The organism is Marvinbryantia formatexigens DSM 14469 (assembly GCF_025148285.1).
GTDB classification, from domain to species: domain Bacteria; phylum Bacillota; class Clostridia; order Lachnospirales; family Lachnospiraceae; genus Marvinbryantia; species Marvinbryantia formatexigens.
Window position 1 is genome coordinate 3,218,446 of record NZ_CP102268.1, and the last position, 19,975, is coordinate 3,238,420.

Consider the following 19,975-nt stretch of genomic DNA (forward strand, 5'->3'; position numbering starts at 1 on the left):
GCAGAGCATGGAGTTATTCCAAATAGTATTCTGCTTAAAACTGCAGTAATAGAAAGAAATTGTAAAATACGACAAATACAAGGTCGGATTTATTAAAAATTATTAATTATTTTATGTGCAAAAATAATATTGACACCGCTCCCATTTTATTGTAATATGTCAATATAACGAAGCGGGAGATAAAAAATGGCAAATATTGATGATGTTGCAAAAAAAGCAGGAGTATCCAAAAGCACGGTATCACGCGTGCTGCTGGGGGGAAACAAGGTAAAACCTTCTACAAAAGAACGTGTATTAAAAGTAATAGAGGAAATGAACTATAGTCCGAATACTGCAGCACGTACACTGGCGGCGGGAAAAAGTCATAATATTGGAGTAATCAGCAGCTATACATTGAATGACCCGTTTTACTCGGCGGCAGGCGAGGAGATTTATCATGTATGTGGAGAAATGGGCTATAGTACGCTGTTTGTCATTAATCGTACAGATAAGAATGAGCATAAAGACCCGATTGCACTTCTGCACGGAAAGGTAGATGGATTTTTGTTCATGGGAGATAATTCTGTGACAAAGGAGCAGCTGGAAAAGCTGACAAAAATGGAACTTCCGACTGCGGTATTTAAAACGGGAGAATGGATTCCCGGAATTATTCAGGCAGATACAGATAATATAGATGGAGCATGCAGAGGAACAGAATATTTAATTCGTCTGGGACATAGAAGAATAGCGATTCTTACGGGAAAGGAAAATTATTATGAGAGCATCGACCGAATGAAGGGGTATCAGAAAGCGTTGGAAGAAAATCATATCCGGTTTGAATCTGAACTGGTCTTTCCAGGTCAATTCTCCTATGATAAGGCGAGAAATCTGGCAAAAGAAATTATTGCATCAAGAGCGACGGCTGTCTTTTGTTTTAATGATGTAATGGCACATGGTTTTATTCAGGGAGCAGGAGAGTGTGGATACCGGGTTCCGGAGGATATTTCTGTTCTGGGGTATGATAATATTATGTTCAGCAATTATGACTCTTATGTGCATTTATCAACGGTAAAACAGCCGATAAAGGAGATGAGTGCCTATCTTGTCAGAGCTCTGATTGCCCAGATTGAAGATGGACAGCCGCCTGTTCAGAAAATTTTTCCGACGAAAATTTCAGAAAAAGAAACTACGCGATAAGCGTATGTTTTTTTACCTAAAAATGGTAGCGCTACCATTTTTGGGGAAACATATAAACAAACTATAAAGTAGAAAAGGAGTAGAAGAATGAAGAAGAAAATTTGTGTACAAATGGCAGTGATGATGGCAGCAGGAAGTCTTATATCGGTTCCGGTACTGGCGGAAGAAAGTACAGATACATCGTCTTTAGAAGGAACGTTGACAATCTGGTCATGGACAGACGACCCTGTTTATCAAATTGAGGCTTTTGAAAAAGCATATCCGAATGTAAAGGTAGAATTTACACAGATTGGACAGGATTATGATGTAAAAATGCAGACGGTAGTGGAAAATGAAGCAGATGGACCGGATGTTTTTTGCGCGGATGTTAAAACTCTGAAAAATTATATCGAGGCGGATGCATGGGAAAACTTAAGTGCGGAACCCTATAATGCAGAAGAAACAGTGGGAGAACTGATTGACTATACGAAAGAAGTGGCATCCGACGCAGAAGGAAATTTACGCGCGGTAAGCTGGCAGGCGACACCGGGTGGGTTCTGGTATAAAAGAAGCCTTGCAAAAGAATATCTGGGAACGGATGACCCGGAGGATATTTCTTCCATGCTCTCTACTATGGACGGCTTTTTGGAGACAGCACAAAAAGTTTATGATGCAAGTGATGGAAAGACAGCCTTTATTCCGAAGTATGATGATATCTGGACATTTGCATGCTACAGTGAGCGTGAAACGCCGTGGGTAGTGGATGGAGTTTTTCAGATGGATTCTTATGTAGATACTTATTTCGATATTTGCAAACAGGTTCGTGACAATGGATATGATGCAAAGCTGGATGCATGGTCAACGGCATGGTATGCGGCAGCGGCGGATGATTCGTTGTTTGGATATGTATTGCCAACATGGGGTATGCAGTATGTGATTCAGGGGAGTGCTCCGGATTCTAAGGGAGACTGGGCGATTGCTTCCATGCCGAATTCCTACTTTAATGGCGGGACTTATATGGGTATATACAAAAAAAGTGAGAATAAGGAACTTGCATGGGAATATCTGAAATTTGTTACGACAGATGAGGATTATCTGAAACAGTATATCGCGGATAAGTCTGATTTTCCGGCTTCGACAAAAGTGGTTGATGAGGTAGTAGCTGATTATGCTGATGAATGGTGTGCGGGTCAGAATACGTTCAGCTTTTTTAAAGAGGAGGCAGAAAAAATAGACGTTTCTCTTGTAACAAAATATGATGACACCATCAATAATCTTCTGAATCAGAATGTGGAATTATATGTGCAGGGAGAACTGGATAAGGACGAAGCAATTTCGCAATTTAAAGAAGACGTTGCAACGGCATATCAGAGTATTCTTGTAGAATAAGCAGGGTCTGTAAAATGGGGCGGGCGGTGTCCGCCCCTGTTTTCAACCATAAGAGAAAGGAAGGGGAATGTCCATGAAACAAAAAAGAGCCAGATGCGGATACTTGTTTGTAACGCCATATCTGATTGTATTTCTGGTGTTTCAGTTGTATCCGATTTTATATACATTCGGATTGAGTCTGACAACAGACTATGATAAATCGTTTGCAGGATTGGCGAACTATGAGCATTTGCTAAAAGACAAGGTTTTTTGGAAGAGTGTAATAAATACCTGGAAAATATGGCTTGGCTGTATTGTTCCGCAAATGATTTCGGCACTGATTCTGTCGGTTCTTTTATGCCAGTATCGTTTAAAAGGGCAAAACGTATTCCGGGCATTGTTTTATCTGCCGAATCTGGTGACAGCAGCTTCGATTGGTATTTTATTTGGCGTATTGCTTGATTGGCAGACTGGTACAGTTAATAAAATATTGCTGCAGTTAAACCTGATTGAAGAACCGGTAAACTGGATGGGAAGTCCTTCCTTTGCGCAGGGTATTACTTCCGCGATACAGTGGTGGATGTGGTTTGGACACAGTACGATTCTGCTGACTGCCGGTATAAAAGCCATTCCAAATGAGGTGATTGAATCTGCCGTGGTAGATGGAGCAGGAAGCGTACAGCGTTTTTTTAGAATTACATTGCCAATGATACGACCAACACTGCTGTATGTGGTGATTACTTCTTTGATTGGCGGCATGCAGATATTTGATATTCCAATGGCACTTACCGGAGGCGATGGGGAACCGCAGAAATCGCTGATGACGATGGTGTTATATTTGTATAATTCTGCGTTTAAAAATAAAAATTATGCATATGGAGCGACGGTCTCTTATGGGCTGTTTGCAATAATTCTTATATTTTCTGTACTGTTTTTCCGTGTATTGAATCCTAAGGAAGAAGGTGAGAATGGATGAAAAGAAAATCAATATCAAGAGTTCTGATTTATCTTCTGTTGATTTTACTGACTATTATTTGTTTTTTGCCATTTTATATTATGATTATCAATGCAACGCATAGTACAAACGAACTTATGACAGGGCTATATCTGCTTCCTGGTGACAGTCTGATTGAAAACTATCATAATATGACGAATATGATTGATATTGGCCGGGGATTTTTAAATAGTATAATTATAACTGTTAGCAGTACCGTTTTAAGTGGGTATTTTGGAGCATTGACAGCCTTTGGGCTTACGAAATATGAATTTAGGGGAAGAAATATTATTTTTGCGATTATCATGATGTCAATGATGATTCCGTCCCAGCTTGGAATTATTGGATTTTTCCGTCTGTGCAAATATATGGGAATACTGGATACCTTTTTCCCTCTGATTCTGCCATCTATTGCAAATGCAAGTACAGTATTTTTTATTATGCAGTATATTCGCTCCTCGCTTCCGGATTCATTACTGGAATGTGCAAGGATGGAAGGCTGCGGGGAATTTCTGATATTTAACAGAATTGTAATTCCGCTTATTAAACCAGCGATAGCGACAATGTCTATTTTTAATTTTGTAGCATCATGGAATAATTTTATGGTACCAATGATTGTATTGTTTAGTCAGAAAAATTTTACTTTGCCGCTTCTGATTATGAATTTACGTGGTTCTTTTAACAGAGATTATGGTGCTACATATACAGCGCTGGCAATTTCGATTGTCCCCATTATGATTGTATATGCCTTTATGTCAAAGCATATTACGGAAGGGGTAACGGCAGGAGCCGTAAAAGGATAAAACATTGTCAAAGATGAAGTGGACAGTATTATAAATGAGATTGAGGGAGGAAGCTTACAAGTGAATCCGATATTACCGAAAAAATATTATATTCCTGATGTTGAAGCACGTCAGTGGAACAATGGAAGAATGTATTTATATGGGTCAAATGACTGGCCGGGAGAGAGGTACTATTGCAGTGATATTTATCGGGTATTTTCTTCAGATGATTTATGCGTCTGGAGAAATGAGGGAATTTCTTTTACAGGCAGGGAAGAAGGAGAAAACCATGCGGCGGAACCAGGTATTCTGTATGCACCGGACTGTATGTACATAGATGGTAAATATTATCTGTTTTATTGTCAGTCAAAGGGGGAGGAAGGAATTGCTGTCAGTGATTATCCGCAAGGACCATTTTGCGGGGCAAAACCAATTAAATATGCAGACCGAACACAGATAGACCCGGCAGTATTTGTAGATGACGATGGAACAGTATATTATTATTGGGGTCAGGTATCGGCAAAAGCAGGGATTCTGGATATTGAAAAGAGAGCGATAAAAAAAGAAACAATTATTGATGGAATTCTTACAGAAAAAGAGCATGGTTTCCATGAAGGAATTTCTATGAGGAAGAGAAACGGAATATATTATCTGGTATACACAGATATTTCCAGAGGAAGAGCAACGAGTATCGGATATGCCACCAGCCTTTCACCGCTTGGTCCTTTCAAAAAACAGGGAATTATTATTGATAATACGGGATGTGACCCTGGAAGCTGGAATAATCATGGTTCTATCGCAGAATTCCGCGGACAGTGGTATGTGTTTTATCATCGCTCTACACATAATAGTGAATTTAGCAGACGCGTGTGCGTGGAGCCGATTTATTTTGATGAAAATGGGCTGATAAGAGAGGTGGAAATGACAACGCAGGGAATTCATGGTCCGATTAAAGCGTCTGTCTGCATGGATGCAGCGAATGCGTGTCTGCTGCATGGAGGAATTTATATTGATTCAGATGGCAAAGAGGAGACCTTTTATGAATATCTGGGGCATATAAAGTCCGGTGACTGGGCGGCATATAAATACCTGCAGTTTGATGGACGGGAAACGGCGTTGGTTATACGATGCCGGAAGGGAAAAAACTGTAAGGTTTTTGTGAGATTAGATAATCCGGAAGGACAGTTGATAGCGCAGGGGAATCTCCGAACAGGAAAAAATTGTATGAAGCTGATAAAACAAGTATCTGGTCGACATGCATTGTATTTGTGTTTTGACGGTACAGAAGAAGATTTACAGATTGTAGATTTACAGTTTGCAGTAGGTTAAGCAAATACAGAAATAGTAATATATTTTGTTGCCGGACGAATTCCTGCATGGGAAAGCGTCCGGTTTTTTGTTTTTTTTGGAAAGGTCTTTGCCGGTCTGTACAAAAAAGCGGGATTGTGTTAAAATAGAGCACATTGAAAGCTTGCGGACAGGGAGGAAATATGAGCATAGTTTTAGAAACAGAAAGACTGATACTGCGCCGGTGGGAGGAGAGCGATGTGGAAAGTCTGTATGAATACGCAAAAGACCCGGATGTCGGTCCGATTGCGGGCTGGCCGCCTCATCAGAGCATTGAGGAAAGCAGGGAGGTTATCAGAAATGTCTTCTCCGGAGAGGAAGCATACGCCATCTGCCTGAAAACAGACAGGAGGGCAATCGGAGCGATAGAGCTGATGCTAAATGGTCATACGGATATTACTGAAAAAGAGGATGAATGTGAGCTGGGCTACTGGATCGGCAAGCCGTTCTGGGGACAGGGGCTGGTGCCGGAAGCGGCGAAAGAGCTGCTTCGCCGCGCATTTGAGGACCTTGGCATGAAAAAGGTCTGGTGTGGCTATTACGAAGGAAACAGTAAATCCCGCCGTGTCCAGGAAAAATGCGGTTTCCGCTATCAGCGGACCGAGAAAAATGTGGATGTTCCGCTTCTGCACGAAAAACGGACGGATTATATCAATCTGCTGACAAAAGAAGAGTGGGAGCGCGGCAGAAAACAATAAATTCTGTGGGTAATAGTTTGAAAAAACAGCTGGCAGAAGCATGATTCAATCTTTTGTGATGGAATATCGAGGCGCAGGCTGTATCCCCGGACGCTGTCAGACAAAGAAAATGATAGACCGGCGACTGCGCTTCACAAGTTTTGTGCCCGGACGAGGAGCAGACGAATTTATCGCGAACGATGTCCGGGCAGATAAAACGCAGTGAAGCAAGGGAAGCCGGTCGTATTTTCGTGCCTGACAGCGTCCGGGGATAACAGACGTCACGGGATATTCTGTATCGGATAACAAATGTCACGGGATATTCTGTATCGGATAACAAATGTCATGGGACATTCTGTGTTGAATAACAGATATCACAGAACACTTTCATCATACATACAGGCGGGGAAATCATGAAATTTGTATACGAACCCGCGCTGCAGGAATACATGCAGCGCAGACGAAAAAATAAAATTGTTGTGGAGGTCATCACAAGCAACAATTCCGACTTTGAAGTGACAGAGCTGCATGTGCATCTGGCTGACGAAAAGCGGGCAGCGTTCTTTATCGAAAAAAAGCATTTCCGGGCACATGAAACGGAGTATGGCAGCGTACTGCTGCCGCCGTACCGCCTGGAATACGAAGAAACCGTTATCTTCGGGCTGAGAAAAATTCTGTTTGTGCACTGGCTGACCTGGCAGGGCATCCGTCTGTAAGAAATTCAGTCCATACCAGCCGGGGCGGACAGACAAAATGAAAATGCAGTCCCGCGCTGGGTGCACATAGACAAAATGAAAATGCAGACCCGCGCTGGGCGCATACAGGCAAAGTGAAAATGAAGCACTGCGCCCGTATGTACACGGCAGATAATATAGCTGATTGGCAGGGGAATGGGAAAAGGAGAAAAATATGGAAAAAATAATTTTGGCGTCCGGTTCGCCCAGACGCAGCGAGCTTCTGGAGCAGGCGGGCATTCCGTTTGAGGTAATCAAAAGCGGTGCGGAAGAAATCATCACAAAAACAGAGCCGGGAGAAATTGTGAAAGAACTGTCCTTTTGCAAAGCGCGGACCGTGGTGGAAGAGCATCCGGGGTGTCTGGTGCTTGGCGCGGACACCATCGTCGTGCTGGACGGGCAGGTGCTCGGAAAGCCAAAAACAAAGGAACACGCCATGCAGATGCTGCGAGAAATGCAGGGAAGAGCGCATCAGGTCTACACCGGCGTCACGGTAATCCGCGACGCACAGACAGTATGCTCATTTTATGAAAAAACGGAGGTTGTTTTCTATCCGATGACGGATGACGAAATCCGTTCCTATGTAGAGAGCGGCGACTGCATGGACAAGGCGGGCGCTTATGGAATCCAGGGCAGCTTTGCGGTTTACATAAAAGAAATTCACGGGGACTATTACAACGTCATGGGGCTGCCGGTCGGGAAACTGTGGCAGGAGCTGAAAGCATGCCATATAGCAGAATGACATTAATGGAAGTTAGGAAAGCGCCGGCTTGCGGGGACATCCTGGGAGAGAAAAAGAGCAGGCCGGTCACATTTTTATTCGAAAAAATTTCCTTTAAAACCGTGTTATTATGCAGCATTTGCACGAATGAGAAGAACAATTCAGAACAATTCACTACAAAAAATGGATAGAGATACATAAAGTCTAATAATCTGACAACTCTATAAAAATTTCCTATTTACAACTGAAGAAAAAGGGTGTATGATAATGCGTAAATAAAATGCAAAATAAAATTCAATCGAAAAAATGAATTGATATGATGCATAAAATACGGCAGAGGCAGAAACGGGAGAAAAGCCCCGAAGACTGTGCGCCGTGAAAGAAAGGAAGAGGGTTATGGCAAACAAGAGCACACGAAAGGCTCCGCCGCTGTACCGGCAGGAATTTGAGCATGACAACTGCGGAATCGGCGCAGTCGTAAACATTAAGGGAATCAAGACCAGAGAGACCGTAGAAAATGCCTTAAAGATTGTAGAAAACTTAGAGCACAGAGCCGGCAAAGACGCCGAGGGAAAAACAGGGGATGGTGTAGGAATCCTTTTACAGATTTCGCACAAATTCTTTTCCAAAACCTGTAACGCCCTCGGTATTTCTTTGGGCAAAGAACGCGAGTACGGCGTCGGACAGTTCTTCTTCCCGCAGGATGAGCTGAAGAGAAAACAGGCAATGAAAATGTTCGAAATCATTCTGAACAAGGAAGGACTGGAGTTTCTGGGATGGCGTACCGTTCCGACGGTGCCGGAAATCCTCGGACAGAAGGCGCTCGACAAAATGCCGTACATCATGCAGGCGTTTATTAAAAAGCCGGCGGATGTGGAGGCGGGGCTTCCGTTTGACCGCAGGCTGTATGTGGCGCGCCGCGAGTTTGAGCAGAGCAACGAGAATACCTATGTCGTTTCCCTCTCCAGCAGGACCATTGTTTACAAGGGCATGTTTCTGGTAGGGCAGCTCCGCAAGTTTTTCACCGATCTGCAGAGCCCGGATTACGAATCGGCGATTGCCACCGTGCACTCCCGTTTCAGTACGAACACCAATCCGAGCTGGGAGAGAGCGCATCCGAACCGTTTTATCGTTCACAACGGAGAAATCAATACCATCCGCGGCAACGCTGACAAGATGCTGGCGCGCGAGGAAACGATGGCGTCCCCGTATCTGCAGGATGATTTCCACAAGGTGCTGCCGGTCATCAATATGGCGGGTTCTGATTCTGCCATGCTGGACAATACGCTGGAATTTCTTATCATGAGCGGCATGGATATGGCGCTTGCCATGATGATTCTGATTCCGGAGCCGTGGGCGAACAACCAGAATCTCTCGCAGAACAAGCGTGATTTCTATCAGTATTATGCGACCATGATGGAGCCGTGGGACGGTCCTGCCGCTATCATGTTCAGCGACGGCGACCAGGTGGGCGCGGTGCTCGACCGCAACGGTCTGCGTCCGTCACGCTACTACATCACAAACGACGGCTACATGATTTTATCCTCCGAGGTGGGTGTGCTGGATATTCCGCCCGAAAAGATTGTCCGCAAGGAGCGCCTGCATCCGGGTAAAATGCTTCTGATTGATACCGTAAAGGGAAAAATCATTGATGACGAGGAATTGAAAGAATACTATGCATCGCGCGAGCCTTACGGAGAGTGGCTGGACAGCAATCTGGTATGTCTGTCAGACCTGAAAATCCCCAATGTGCGCGTGCCGGAGTACACGGATGAAGAGCGTGCAAGGCTGCAGAAGGCATTCGGCTATACCTACGAGGAATACCGCACTTCCATCCGCAACATGGCATTAAACGGGGCGGAGGGAATTGCCTCGATGGGTATCGACACGCCGCTGGCGGTGCTTTCCGATGAGCAGCAGCCGTTGTTTAATTACTTCAAACAGCTGTTTGCGCAGGTAACAAACCCGCCCATCGACGCGATTCGTGAGGAAATCGTGACGTCGACCACCGTTTATATCGGTGAGGACGGCAACCTGCTGGAGGAAGCGCCGGAGAACTGCAAAGTGCTGAAGGTAAATAACCCGATTCTGACGAACACCGATATGCTGAAAATCAAGCATATGAAGGTGGATGGCTTCAAGGTAGCGGAGGTTCCGATCACTTATTATAAGAGCACCAGCATTGAGCGCGCGATTGAGCGTCTGTTTGTGGAGGTTGACAAGGCGCACCGCGATGGCGCGAACATTCTTGTGCTGACTGACCGCGGTGTGGACGAGAATCATGTGCCGATTCCGTCACTGCTTGCCGTATCCGCCGTGCATCAGTACCTGGTAAAAACGAAGAAGAGAACGTCGCTTGCCATCGTGCTGGAATCCGGCGAGCCGCGCGAGGTGCATCATTTTGCAACGCTGCTCGGTTATGGCGCCTGCGCAGTCAATCCGTACCTGGCGCAGGAGACTATCCGTCAGCTCATCGATAACAAGATGATTGAGAAGGATTACTATGCGGCAGTCAACGATTATAATTCGGCGGTGCTGCACGGAATCGTCAAGATTGCGTCGAAGATGGGTATTTCCACCATCCAGTCGTACCAGGGATCGCAGATTTTTGAGGCGATCGGCATCAGCAAGGAAGTAATCGACAAATACTTTACAAAAACAGTTAGTCGTGTGGGCGGCATCACACTGCAGGATATCGAGAACCAGACAGAAGCGCTGCACAACGAAGCGTTTGACCCGCTGGGACTGGGCAACGATCTGACGCTGAACAGCATCGGACGTCACAAATCGAGAAGCCAAGGCGAGGAGCACCGCTACAATCCGCTGACGATTCATCTGCTGCAGGAATCGACGAAGCAGGGCAATTATCAGATGTTCAAGGAATACACGGCGCGCGTAAACCGCGAGGAATCCGGCTATCTGCGCAGTCTGATGGATTTTAACTATCCGGAGGAGGGCGTGCCCATCGATGAGGTGGAGAGCGTGGATGAAATCGTGAAGCGCTTTAAGACGGGCGCAATGTCTTACGGCTCGATTTCGCAGGAGGCGCACGAGACACTGGCAATCGCCATGAACCGTCTGCACGGAAAATCAAATTCCGGCGAGGGCGGCGAGAGCGACGAGCGTCTGGCGTCGGCGGGAACGGCAAACGACCGCAGTTCGGCGATCAAGCAGGTGGCGAGCGGACGTTTCGGCGTGACAAGCCGCTATCTGGTGAGCGCCAAGGAGCTGCAGATCAAGATGGCGCAGGGCGCGAAGCCGGGCGAGGGCGGACATCTGCCGGGCGGAAAGGTATATCCGTGGATTGCCAAAACAAGGCATTCAACGCCGGGCGTAAGCCTGATTTCCCCGCCGCCTCATCATGATATTTATTCGATTGAGGATCTGGCGCAGCTTATTTATGATTTGAAGAATTCCAATAAAGATGCGCGTATTTCCGTAAAACTGGTGTCGGAAGCGGGCGTGGGCACTGTTGCGGCGGGCGTTGCCAAGGCGGGCGCGCAGGTAATCCTGATTTCCGGTTATGACGGCGGTACCGGTGCGGCGCCGCGCAGCTCCATCCACAATGCCGGTCTTCCGTGGGAGCTCGGACTTGCCGAGACGCATCAGACACTGATGATGAACGGGCTGCGCAACAAGGTGCGCATCGAGACGGACGGTAAGCTGATGAGCGGACGCGACGTTGCTATTGCGGCGATCCTCGGCGCGGAGGAGTTTGGTTTTGCCACCGCTCCGCTGGTAACGATGGGCTGCGTGATGATGCGTGTCTGCAACCTGGATACCTGTCCGGTGGGCGTTGCCACCCAGAATCCGGAGCTGCGCAAGCGTTTCCGCGGTAAACCGGAATATGTCATCAACTTTATGAGATTTATTGCGCAGGAGCTGCGTGAATATATGGCGAAGCTTGGCGTGCGCACGGTCGATGAGCTGGTCGGCAGAAGCGACCTTTTAAGAAAGGGCGAGGGCTTCTATAAGGAGAAAGCGGCGCGTGTGGATTTAAGCGCCATCCTTGATAATCCGTATGTCGGACAGAAATGCACGTTTGAGCCGGAGCATGTTTACGATTTCCATCTGGAGAAGACGGCGGACGAGCGGATTCTGCTGAAGAAGCTGAAGGGTGCGCTGGAGAAGAAGCAGAAACGCAGCATCGAGGTGGATGTATCCAATGTGGACCGTGCGTTCGGAACGATTTTCGGTTCGGAGATTACGAAGCTGTACGGTGATACGCTGGAGGACGATACCTTTACCGTGAAATGTACCGGTGCGGGCGGTCAGAGCTTTGGCGCATTTATCCCGAAGGGACTTACCCTGGAGCTGGTGGGCGACAGCAACGATTATTTTGGCAAGGGACTGTCTGGCGGCAGACTGATTGTGTATCCGCCGAAGGGCATTACCTACAAGCAGGATGAGAACATTATCATCGGCAACGTGGCGCTTTACGGCGCGACCAGCGGTAGCGCCTACATCAACGGCGTGGCAGGCGAGCGCTTCTGCGTCCGCAATTCCGGCGCGATAGCGGTGGTAGAGGGTGTCGGCGAGCACGGCTGCGAATATATGACAGGCGGCAGGGCGGTCATCCTCGGAAAAACCGGCAAAAACTTTGCGGCGGGCATGAGCGGCGGTATCGCCTATGTGCTGGATGAGGACAACGACCTCTATAAGAAGGTCAACAAAGAGATGGTTTCCATCGAAAAGATGACGAGCAAATATGATGTGGAAGAATTGAAGAAGATGATTCAGGACCATGTGGCTTACACAAATTCTGTGAAGGGCAAGGAGGTTCTGGAGCATTTTGAAGAATATCTGCCGAAGTTTAAGAAGATTATCCCGAACGACTATAAACGGATGATGAACACGATTATCCAGATGGAGGAAAAGGGATTGAGCAGCGAGCAGGCACAGATTGAGGCGTTCAACGCCATCAAGAAAGGATAGGAGGAGACGAAGATGGGAAAACCAACAGGATTTATGGATTATGAACGGGAGACTGCAGCGGCGGTTTCCCCGAAGGTCCGTATCAAAAATTTTAATGAATTCCATACTCCGCTCTCCAGAGAGAAGCAGCGCCAGCAGGCGGCAAGATGTATGGCGTGCGGCGTGCCATTCTGTCAGTCGGGCATGATGATCGGCGGTATGGCGTCCGGCTGTCCGCTGAAGAATCTGGTGCCGGAGTGGAACGACCTTGTTTATACTGGAAACTGGGAACAGGCGTATCTGCGTCTGATGAAGACGAACTGCTTCCCGGAGTTTACATCGCGCGTATGCCCGGCGCTCTGCGAGGCGGCATGTACCTGTAATCTGAACGGAGACCCGGTGTCAACGAAGGAAAATGAGCGTGCAATTATCGAGAACGCTTACGAGAAGGGGCTGGTAAAGCCCAATCCGCCGAAGGTGCGCACCGGCAAGAAGGTGGCGGTGGTCGGCAGCGGTCCGTCCGGACTTGCTACGGCAATGCAGCTTAATATGCGGGGGCATTCCGTAACGGTTTTTGAGCGCAGCGACCGCATTGGCGGGCTTCTGCGCTATGGAATCCCGAACATGAAGCTGGAAAAGCATATCATTGACAGACGACTGGCGATTATGGAGGCGGAGGGTATTACCTTCGTGACAAATGCCAATATCGGAGAGGATATTCCGGCGGAGCAGCTCCTAAAGGATTACGACCGCGTAGTGCTTTGCTGCGGCGCTTCCAACCCGCGCGATATCAAGGTGCCGGGACGCGAGGCAAAGGGCATTTATTTTGCGGTGGATTTTCTGAAGGCGACTACAAAGAGCCTGCTGGATTCCAATTTTGAGGACGGAAAATTTATATCTGCAAAGGGCAAAAAGGTGATGGTGATCGGCGGCGGCGATACCGGAAATGACTGTGTCGGCACCTCTATCCGCCTTGGCGCGGCGAGCGTGCTGCAGCTTGAGATGATGCCGAAGGCGCCCGATACGCGCGCGGCAAACAATCCCTGGCCGCAGTGGCCGAGGGTCTGCAAGACCGATTATGGTCAGCAGGAGGCAATCGCCGTATTCGGGCACGACCCGCGTGTCTACCAGACGACGGTTACGGAATTTATCGCTAACAAAAAGGGCGAGGTCTGCCAGGCGAAGCTTGTGAAGCTGGAAGGCAAGCGCGACGAAAAGAGCGGCCGCACGGTGATGGTGCCGGTGGAAGGCACGGAGGAAATCGTCGATGTCGATCTGGTGCTGATCGCAGCCGGCTTCCTTGGTTCCCAGAAATATGTGACCGATGCCTTCAAGGTAGCGCTTGATGGACGCACCAACGTGGCGACCGATCCGGGCAAATACCAGACCAGCATCCCCAACGTCTTTACCGCAGGCGATATGCACCGCGGACAGTCGCTCGTCGTGTGGGCGATCCGCGAAGGACGCGAAGCGGCGAGAGCGGTGGATGAATCGCTGATGGGATATACAAATCTGTAGAGGCGAGCTCCGTGATGTGCAAACGCTGCTGAAGAAAGGAAAGATCATATTTAGGGCTTCTGACCCCAACATCATAATATAGAAAGAGCTGTGTAGGAAGAAAAATGCTATATAGCTCTTTTTATGATTACATTGCAAATTAAGTTGCAAAAATTGTGTTTATGTGATAATCTAAATAATAGACAACCGTGTTACAGGGTGGTGAGCCTCCCGTACTTGCAAAAGAAGGGAGGTGGTGTGAAATGTCTGTATTCGAAGCGATTTCCTTAATGGTTTCATTCGGTATATTCGTAGTAACACTGCTTGCTTACATAGAAAACAGGCGAAAATAAAAATAAGCCTACCTTGTACTTGGCCGTCTGGGTAGGCTTATAATCCAAACCAGGAGGCTAACCACTTTGTGGGCGGTTGTTCTTCCTTGTTTTTACTATAACACAGTTTGTTTTTTGATTCAAGTTTTTTGTGAGGTTTTTGAATGGTTTGCTGGTGAAAATTGTATCCGATGATTCCGAAGCAGGAAGAATGTCCGACGGGATAGATGTTTGATACATTTAAATAAATTATAAATGAGTTGCAAAAATTATGTTTATGTGATAATCTAAATAATAGACAACCGTGTTACAGGGTGGTGAGCCTCCCGTACTTGCAAAAGAAGGGAGGTGGTGTGAAATGTCTGTATTCGAAGCGATTTCCTTAATGGTTTCATTCGGTATATTCGTAGTAACACTGCTTGCTTACATAAACAGCGGGCGAAAATAAAAATAAGCCTACCTTGTACTTAGCGGTCTGGGTAGGCTTATAGTCAACCACGGGAGGCTAACCACTTTGTGGGCGGTTGTTCTTCCTTGTTTTTACTATAACACAATTTGTTTTTTGATTCAAGTTTTTTGTGAGGTTTTTATGGTTTTTACGGATGTTTTGCTGGTGGAGGACGACCAGGCGATTGTGGAGAATCTGACAGGATTTTTGAAGGAGGAAGGCTTCTGCGTGACGGCGGTTTCCGGGCAGGCAGCGGCGATGGAAGCGCTGGAGGCACGGGAGTTTGCACTGGTGCTTCTGGATGTCACGCTGGCGCAGGGGAATGGTTACAGCACCTGCACGGCAATTAAGAGCCGGGGAGATATTCCGGTGATTTTTCTGACGGCGCTTGGCGATGAATTCAGCGTGGTCACAGGGCTGGATATGGGGGCGGATGATTATATCAGCAAGCCATTCCGTCCGCGAGAGCTGGTTTCGCGCATGAGGACAGTGCTGCGCCGCAGCGGACGGAGCCAGCGGGTGATGAAAATAGGAAATCTTTCGGTGGACATGGTGAAAGGAACGGTAGAAAAAGAGGGCAGGGAAATATACCTGTCAGCGATGGAGTACCGTCTGCTGCTGATTTTCCTGAACCACAGAGGAATGGTGCTTACGCGGTCAGTGCTTCTGGAAGAAATCTGGGATGCGGCGGGTGAATTTGTGAACGATAACACGCTGACGGTATATATTAAGCGTCTGCGCGAGAAAATTGAAGATGACCCGGCAAACCCGCAGATTCTTCTGACTGTGCGTGGAGTGGGATACCGCCTGGGTGTGTAAGCTGTTCTTGTATGGAACGAAGCACAAACGGAGGAATGGCGAAAATATCCGGTGCGCGGAGAATCCCGGACATATAAGGGAAAGGTACAATATATCAGAAAAGCTAAAAAACAGGAAAGCGCAGCGCAAAACTGCATTCTTTCCTGTTTTTGTGTATCTGTGCCGCCGTATCTGCGCCGCCCTGTCCGCATCCGGACCGCTTTGCGGGGACAGTGTATCCGCGCTGCTCTTATCCCATCCGCACGGTTACGTGATATTCTGTTTTTCCGGCTTCCACTGGAATCAGATTGCCGGCAATTTCTTTTCCGTCGACAGAGATTCCGGAGACGCCCTTCTGTACGCCGTCCGGATTTTCCACGTCGATGTAGTAGGTGGAGCCGCGGAACTTTCGAATCAGCCGGAAGCTTCCGAAGGAGGATGGCACGCAGGGGTCGATGCGCAGTCCGTCGTAGTCCGGCTGCACGCCGAGGATTGCCTGGGAGATATTGACAAAGGTCCATGCGGCGGTGCCGGTCAGCCAGCTGTTCTTGGCCTCCCCGTGATAAAAGGCATCAGCGCCGGCAATCATCTGGGAGTAAACGTACGGTTCTGTCCGGTGAATCTCGCTGATATGCTCAATGCAGGAGGGACAGGTTTTCTCGTAAATCTCAAAAGCGCGGTCGCCGCGTCCGATGACAGTTTCCGCGATGGAAATCCACGGATTGTTGTGACAGAAGATACCGGCGTTTTCCTTGTATCCCGGCGGATAGGAGGAAATTTCACCGAGGTTCAGATAATACTGCGTGTAGGCGGGCTGCAGAATCATGATACCATACTTTGTATCCAGCCGTTCCTTTACGGAATCCAGCGCTTTTTCCGCCAGTCCCTCTTCTACGCCGATGCCCGCCATAACGCAGAAGCCCTGCGGCTCGATATAAATCTGACCTTCTCTGCACTCCTTTGAGCCTATCTTTTCGGAGCTGGCGTCGTAAGCTCTGAGGAACCATTCCCCGTCCCAGCCGGCATCCAGAACACTCTGGTACATCTGCTCTGTGGCACGGAGGGCTTCCTCTTCATAATCCGTTCTGCCGGTCTGATGGCAGATTTCGGCAAATTCCCTGCCGTATTTTACAAACATACCGGCGATAAACACAGATTCCGCCACCGGACCCTCCGAAGGACCAGTCGTCTGGAAAGGCTCTCCCGGCTCTTTTGAGAAGCAGTTGAGGTTCAGACAGTCATTCCAGTCGGCGCGGCCGATAAGCGGGAGCTTATGCGGACCCAGGTGCGTACAGGTGTAGCGGAAGGAGCGGTACAGATGCTCCAGAAGCGGCTGTGCCAGCTCCGGGCGGTTGTCAAAGGGCACCACTTCATCCAGAATGGAAAAATCCCCGGTCTCTTTCAGATAAGCGGCTACGGCGGCAATCAGCCAGAGCGGGTCGTCGTTGAAGCCGCTGCCGATGTCCAGATTTCCCTTCTTTGTAAGAGGCTGATACTGGTGATAAGCGCTTCCGTCCTCAAACTGGGTGGCGGCGATATCCAGAATCCGCTCTCTGGCGCGCTCCGGAATCAGATGCACAAAACCGAGCAGGTCCTGGCAGGAATCGCGGAAGCCCATCCCGCGTCCGGTGCCGGATTCGTAATAGGATGCGGAGCGTGACATATTAAAAGTAACCATGCACTGATACTGGTTCCAGATATTAACCATGCGGTTGACATGTTCGTTGCCGCTCTCGACCGTAAAACGGGAGAGAAGCCCGTCCCAGTATTCGTTCAGCTGCGCGAACGCCGCCTCTGCCTGACGGGGTGTGGCAAAGCGCGCAAGAAGCGCGTGTGCGCCGTCCTTGCGGATAACGCCGGGCGATTCCCATTTTTCCTCTTCCGGGTTTTCGCAATAGCCGAGCACAAATACAAATTCCTTTTCCTCGCCCGGTGCGAGAGAAAGATTGATCTGATGGCTGGCAATCGGATACCAGCCGCTGGCAACAGAGCCGCGGCACTTCTTTTCCCGGACGGCGTCCGGAATGGCGTTTCCATTGCCTGCTCCGAGAAAGACGTCCCGGCTGGTATCAAAACCGTCCACGGGAACATTTACACTGAAGAAGCTGTAATGATTCCGGCGCTCCCGGTATTCCGTCTTGTGATAAATGGTGCTTCCCTCGATTTCCACTTCTCCGATGCTTAAATTGCGCTGGAAATTGTTCATGTCATCGATGGCATTCCAGAGGCAGAATTCCACATAGGAAAACAGAGAAATCTGTTTCTTTGCGGAAGAAGTATTTTTCAGCTTCAGATGGTTGATTTCGCAGGCGGCGTCCACCGGAACGAAAGCAAGCAGATTGGCTTCCAGTCCGTTTTTGGAGGAGCAGAAGCGGCTGTAGCCCATACCGTGACGGCATTCATAGGAATCGACCGGTGTGCGGGAGGGCATGGTTCCCGGATTCCAGATGGTTCCGTTATCATTAATATAGTAATATTTCCCGTTGGAATCCGGCGGGAGGGAATTATAACGGTATCTCGTAATGCGCAGGAGCTTGGCATCCTTGTAGAAGCTGTATCCGCCGCAGGTGTTGGAAATAAGGGAGAAGAAGTCACGGCTTCCCAGATAATTAATCCAGGGGAGCGGAGTGTCCGGTGTAGTAATCACATATTCTTTTGCCATATCATCAAAATGACCGAAGTTCATAGCGAGACCTCCTAAATTATTTTATAATACGAAATACAATTCGGGAAAAAACGGAAAAATTAAAAACGAAAACGAATAAGTTGAGAAAAAATAAGAGAAAGCACGGCAAAGAAAAACTCTGTCTTTTATAGTATAGCGAAAATAATAGGAAAAATCAATAATAATCTGAAGGAAAAATGAAAAAAAGAAGATGAATTGCACGAAAAGAGAAAGCGGAGGATTCAGCCGTCCGAAAAAATCGGAAAGAAGAAATCAAAACACTTGGTTACGAAAATTTTCGTAGAAAAATGGTTTTTGTTATAAAAATGACATAAAAATGTAAAAAAGAGAAAAGCAAAAATTGTGCAGTAGGGAGAATGAATGCAAAATGCACAAACAAATGGAAAAAAGACTTGATTTTTTGTGCCAGATAGAATAAAATGAGTTTACGAAAACGATTAAGGGAAAAGAGAAAAGAAAGAGAGAGGATCCCGATGGTTTCCATGAAAGAAATTGCCCGCCGGTGCAATGTTTCGGTAGCCAGCGTCAGCAAGGCTATCAATGGATACATGGACATCGGCGAAGAAACCAGAAACTTCATCTTAAAAACGGCGTCAGAAATGGGATATTTCCCGAATTCCTCTGCGAGGACGCTGAAGACAAAGAGAAGCCACAATCTCGGAGTGCTGTTTATGGATGAAGCAATGAGTGGTCTGACACATGACTTTTTTAATCATGTGCTGGAGAGCTTTAAACGCACAGCAGAGGAAAAGGGTTACGACATCACCTTTACAAACGGAAACATTTCCGGACAGAAGATGACCTATTACGAACACTGCCGGTACAGGGGTGTGGATGGCGTGGTGATTGCCTGTGTGGACTGTAATTCGGAGGAAGTACGGGAGCTGGTCAATTCCGAGATTCCCGTAGTCACAATCGACCATATATTTGATGGAAGGATTGCGGTCGTATCGAATAACGTCCAGGGAATGCAGGAGCTGGTTTCCTACATATACAGTATGGGACACCGCAAAATTGCCTACATCCACGGAGAGGATGGATCGGCGGTAACAAGGAACCGTCTGGGCGCGTTCCACAGAACGCTGCATCTGCAGGGAATAGAGGTGCCGGATGAGTACACGATTATGTCTCCCTACCGTGATGCGGACGGAGCTGCGGCGGCAACCGGACAGCTTCTGGATCTGAAAGATCCGCCCACCTGTATCTTATATCCGGACGATTTTGCTGCCATTGGAGGAATCAACGAAATCCGCGAAAGAGGACTGAGAATCCCGCAGGATATTTCTATTGCGGGATACGACGGAATCATTGTTGCAAGGGTTCTGGAGCCGAAGCTGACAACTATCTGTCAGGACACGGAGGCAATCGGAAGAATTGCGGCGGAGAAGCTGGTGAACCTGATAGAGCATCCCAAAACCGCTCTGATAGAAAGGTATACCGTAGACGGCATGTTGTTCAAAGGCGCTTCTGTAAAACGGATAGAACCGTCGCAAAGCAAAAACAAAATTTAAGGAGGAAGTAA

At 47.8% G+C, this 19,975-nt stretch carries 15 protein-coding genes; 14 read left to right on the top strand and 1 reads right to left on the bottom strand.

Going from position 1 to position 19,975, the window contains the following annotated elements:
• Nucleotides 1–186 precede the first annotated feature (186 nt).
• The 13 genes from NQ534_RS15105 (at nt 187) to NQ534_RS15165 (ending at nt 15,788) form a co-directional block, all read left to right on the top strand.
• A complete protein-coding gene (locus NQ534_RS15105) occupies nt 187–1,176 on the top strand; it encodes a LacI family DNA-binding transcriptional regulator (protein WP_006861637.1) in 990 nt (329 codons plus the stop codon).
• Between the two features lie 87 nt (nt 1,177–1,263).
• Nucleotides 1,264–2,544: an ABC transporter substrate-binding protein gene (locus tag NQ534_RS15110; RefSeq protein ID WP_006861638.1), complete on the top strand. Its 1,281-nt coding sequence runs from the start codon at nt 1,264–1,266 to the stop codon at nt 2,542–2,544.
• A 136-nt stretch (nt 2,545–2,680) separates the two neighbouring features.
• On the top strand, nt 2,681–3,499 hold the full coding sequence (locus tag NQ534_RS15115) for a carbohydrate ABC transporter permease (protein WP_242655339.1): 819 nt from the start codon (nt 2,681–2,683) through the stop codon (nt 3,497–3,499).
• On the top strand, nt 3,496–4,320 hold the full coding sequence (locus tag NQ534_RS15120) for a carbohydrate ABC transporter permease (RefSeq protein WP_006861640.1): 825 nt from the start codon (nt 3,496–3,498) through the stop codon (nt 4,318–4,320). Before NQ534_RS15115 ends, NQ534_RS15120 begins: the two co-directional genes overlap by 4 nt.
• Nucleotides 4,321–4,380: 60 nt before the next feature.
• Entirely contained in the window at nt 4,381–5,628 is a 1,248-nt protein-coding gene (locus NQ534_RS15125) for a family 43 glycosylhydrolase (protein ID WP_050778297.1), read from the top strand.
• Nucleotides 5,629–5,789: 161 nt separating this feature from the next.
• Nucleotides 5,790–6,344 carry a GNAT family N-acetyltransferase gene (locus NQ534_RS15130; RefSeq protein ID WP_006861643.1) on the top strand — a complete coding sequence of 185 codons (555 nt, stop codon included), beginning with the start codon at nt 5,790–5,792 and terminating at the stop codon, nt 6,342–6,344.
• A gap of 392 nt (nt 6,345–6,736) precedes the next feature.
• Nucleotides 6,737–7,039, top strand: coding sequence for a hypothetical protein (locus NQ534_RS15135; RefSeq protein ID WP_006861645.1), 303 nt, complete (start codon nt 6,737–6,739; stop codon nt 7,037–7,039).
• Between the two features lie 193 nt (nt 7,040–7,232).
• Complete coding sequence (locus NQ534_RS15140) at nt 7,233–7,799, top strand: Maf family protein (RefSeq protein WP_040783000.1); 567 nt, start codon at nt 7,233–7,235, stop codon at nt 7,797–7,799.
• 375 nt (nt 7,800–8,174) lie between these two features.
• A complete protein-coding gene (gene gltB, locus NQ534_RS15145; RefSeq protein WP_006861648.1) occupies nt 8,175–12,713 on the top strand; it encodes a glutamate synthase large subunit in 4,539 nt (1,512 codons plus the stop codon).
• Nucleotides 12,714–12,725: 12 nt separating this feature from the next.
• Nucleotides 12,726–14,210, top strand: a complete 1,485-nt coding sequence (gene gltD / locus NQ534_RS15150) for a glutamate synthase subunit beta (protein WP_006861650.1) — start codon at nt 12,726–12,728, stop codon at nt 14,208–14,210.
• A 269-nt stretch (nt 14,211–14,479) separates the two neighbouring features.
• Nucleotides 14,480–14,542 (top strand): putative holin-like toxin, encoded by a 63-nt coding sequence (locus NQ534_RS21755; protein ID WP_242655340.1) that lies wholly within the window; start codon nt 14,480–14,482, stop codon nt 14,540–14,542.
• Nucleotides 14,543–14,906: 364 nt separating this feature from the next.
• Nucleotides 14,907–14,969 carry a putative holin-like toxin gene (locus tag NQ534_RS21760; protein ID WP_242655341.1) on the top strand — a complete coding sequence of 21 codons (63 nt, stop codon included), beginning with the start codon at nt 14,907–14,909 and terminating at the stop codon, nt 14,967–14,969.
• Between the two features lie 141 nt (nt 14,970–15,110).
• The gene (locus tag NQ534_RS15165) at nt 15,111–15,788 is read left to right on the top strand and encodes a response regulator (RefSeq protein ID WP_006861653.1); all 678 of its coding nucleotides are present in this window, start codon (nt 15,111–15,113) and stop codon (nt 15,786–15,788) included.
• A gap of 229 nt (nt 15,789–16,017) precedes the next feature.
• Here the strand turns inward: NQ534_RS15165 and NQ534_RS15170 are convergent, their stop codons facing one another.
• Complete coding sequence (locus tag NQ534_RS15170; RefSeq protein ID WP_040782901.1) at nt 16,018–18,453, bottom strand: glycoside hydrolase family 94 protein; 2,436 nt, start codon at nt 18,451–18,453, stop codon at nt 16,018–16,020.
• 473 nt (nt 18,454–18,926) lie between these two features.
• On the opposite strand from NQ534_RS15170, the gene NQ534_RS15175 reads away from it, so the two are divergent.
• Nucleotides 18,927–19,964, top strand: coding sequence for a LacI family DNA-binding transcriptional regulator (locus NQ534_RS15175; RefSeq protein ID WP_040782903.1), 1,038 nt, complete (start codon nt 18,927–18,929; stop codon nt 19,962–19,964).
• Nucleotides 19,965–19,975 lie beyond the last annotated feature (11 nt).

Bases quoted from the DNA above. Each gene is read 5' to 3' on its own strand.
- gltB (WP_006861648.1), top strand. From the start codon at position 8,175: ATGGCAAACAAGAGCACACGAAAGGCTCCGCCGCTGTACCGGCAGGAA.
- NQ534_RS15105 (WP_006861637.1), top strand. From the start codon at position 187: ATGGCAAATATTGATGATGTTGCAAAAAAAGCAGGAGTATCCAAAAGC.
- gltD (WP_006861650.1), top strand. From the start codon at position 12,726: ATGGGAAAACCAACAGGATTTATGGATTATGAACGGGAGACTGCAGCG.
- NQ534_RS15140 (WP_040783000.1), top strand. From the start codon at position 7,233: ATGGAAAAAATAATTTTGGCGTCCGGTTCGCCCAGACGCAGCGAGCTT.
- NQ534_RS15110 (WP_006861638.1), top strand. From the start codon at position 1,264: ATGAAGAAGAAAATTTGTGTACAAATGGCAGTGATGATGGCAGCAGGA.
- NQ534_RS15130 (WP_006861643.1), top strand. From the start codon at position 5,790: ATGAGCATAGTTTTAGAAACAGAAAGACTGATACTGCGCCGGTGGGAG.
- NQ534_RS15120 (WP_006861640.1), top strand. From the start codon at position 3,496: ATGAAAAGAAAATCAATATCAAGAGTTCTGATTTATCTTCTGTTGATT.
- NQ534_RS15175 (WP_040782903.1), top strand. From the start codon at position 18,927: ATGGTTTCCATGAAAGAAATTGCCCGCCGGTGCAATGTTTCGGTAGCC.
- NQ534_RS15135 (WP_006861645.1), top strand. From the start codon at position 6,737: ATGAAATTTGTATACGAACCCGCGCTGCAGGAATACATGCAGCGCAGA.
- NQ534_RS15165 (WP_006861653.1), top strand. From the start codon at position 15,111: ATGGTTTTTACGGATGTTTTGCTGGTGGAGGACGACCAGGCGATTGTG.
- NQ534_RS15170 (WP_040782901.1), bottom strand. From the start codon at position 18,453: ATGAACTTCGGTCATTTTGATGATATGGCAAAAGAATATGTGATTACT.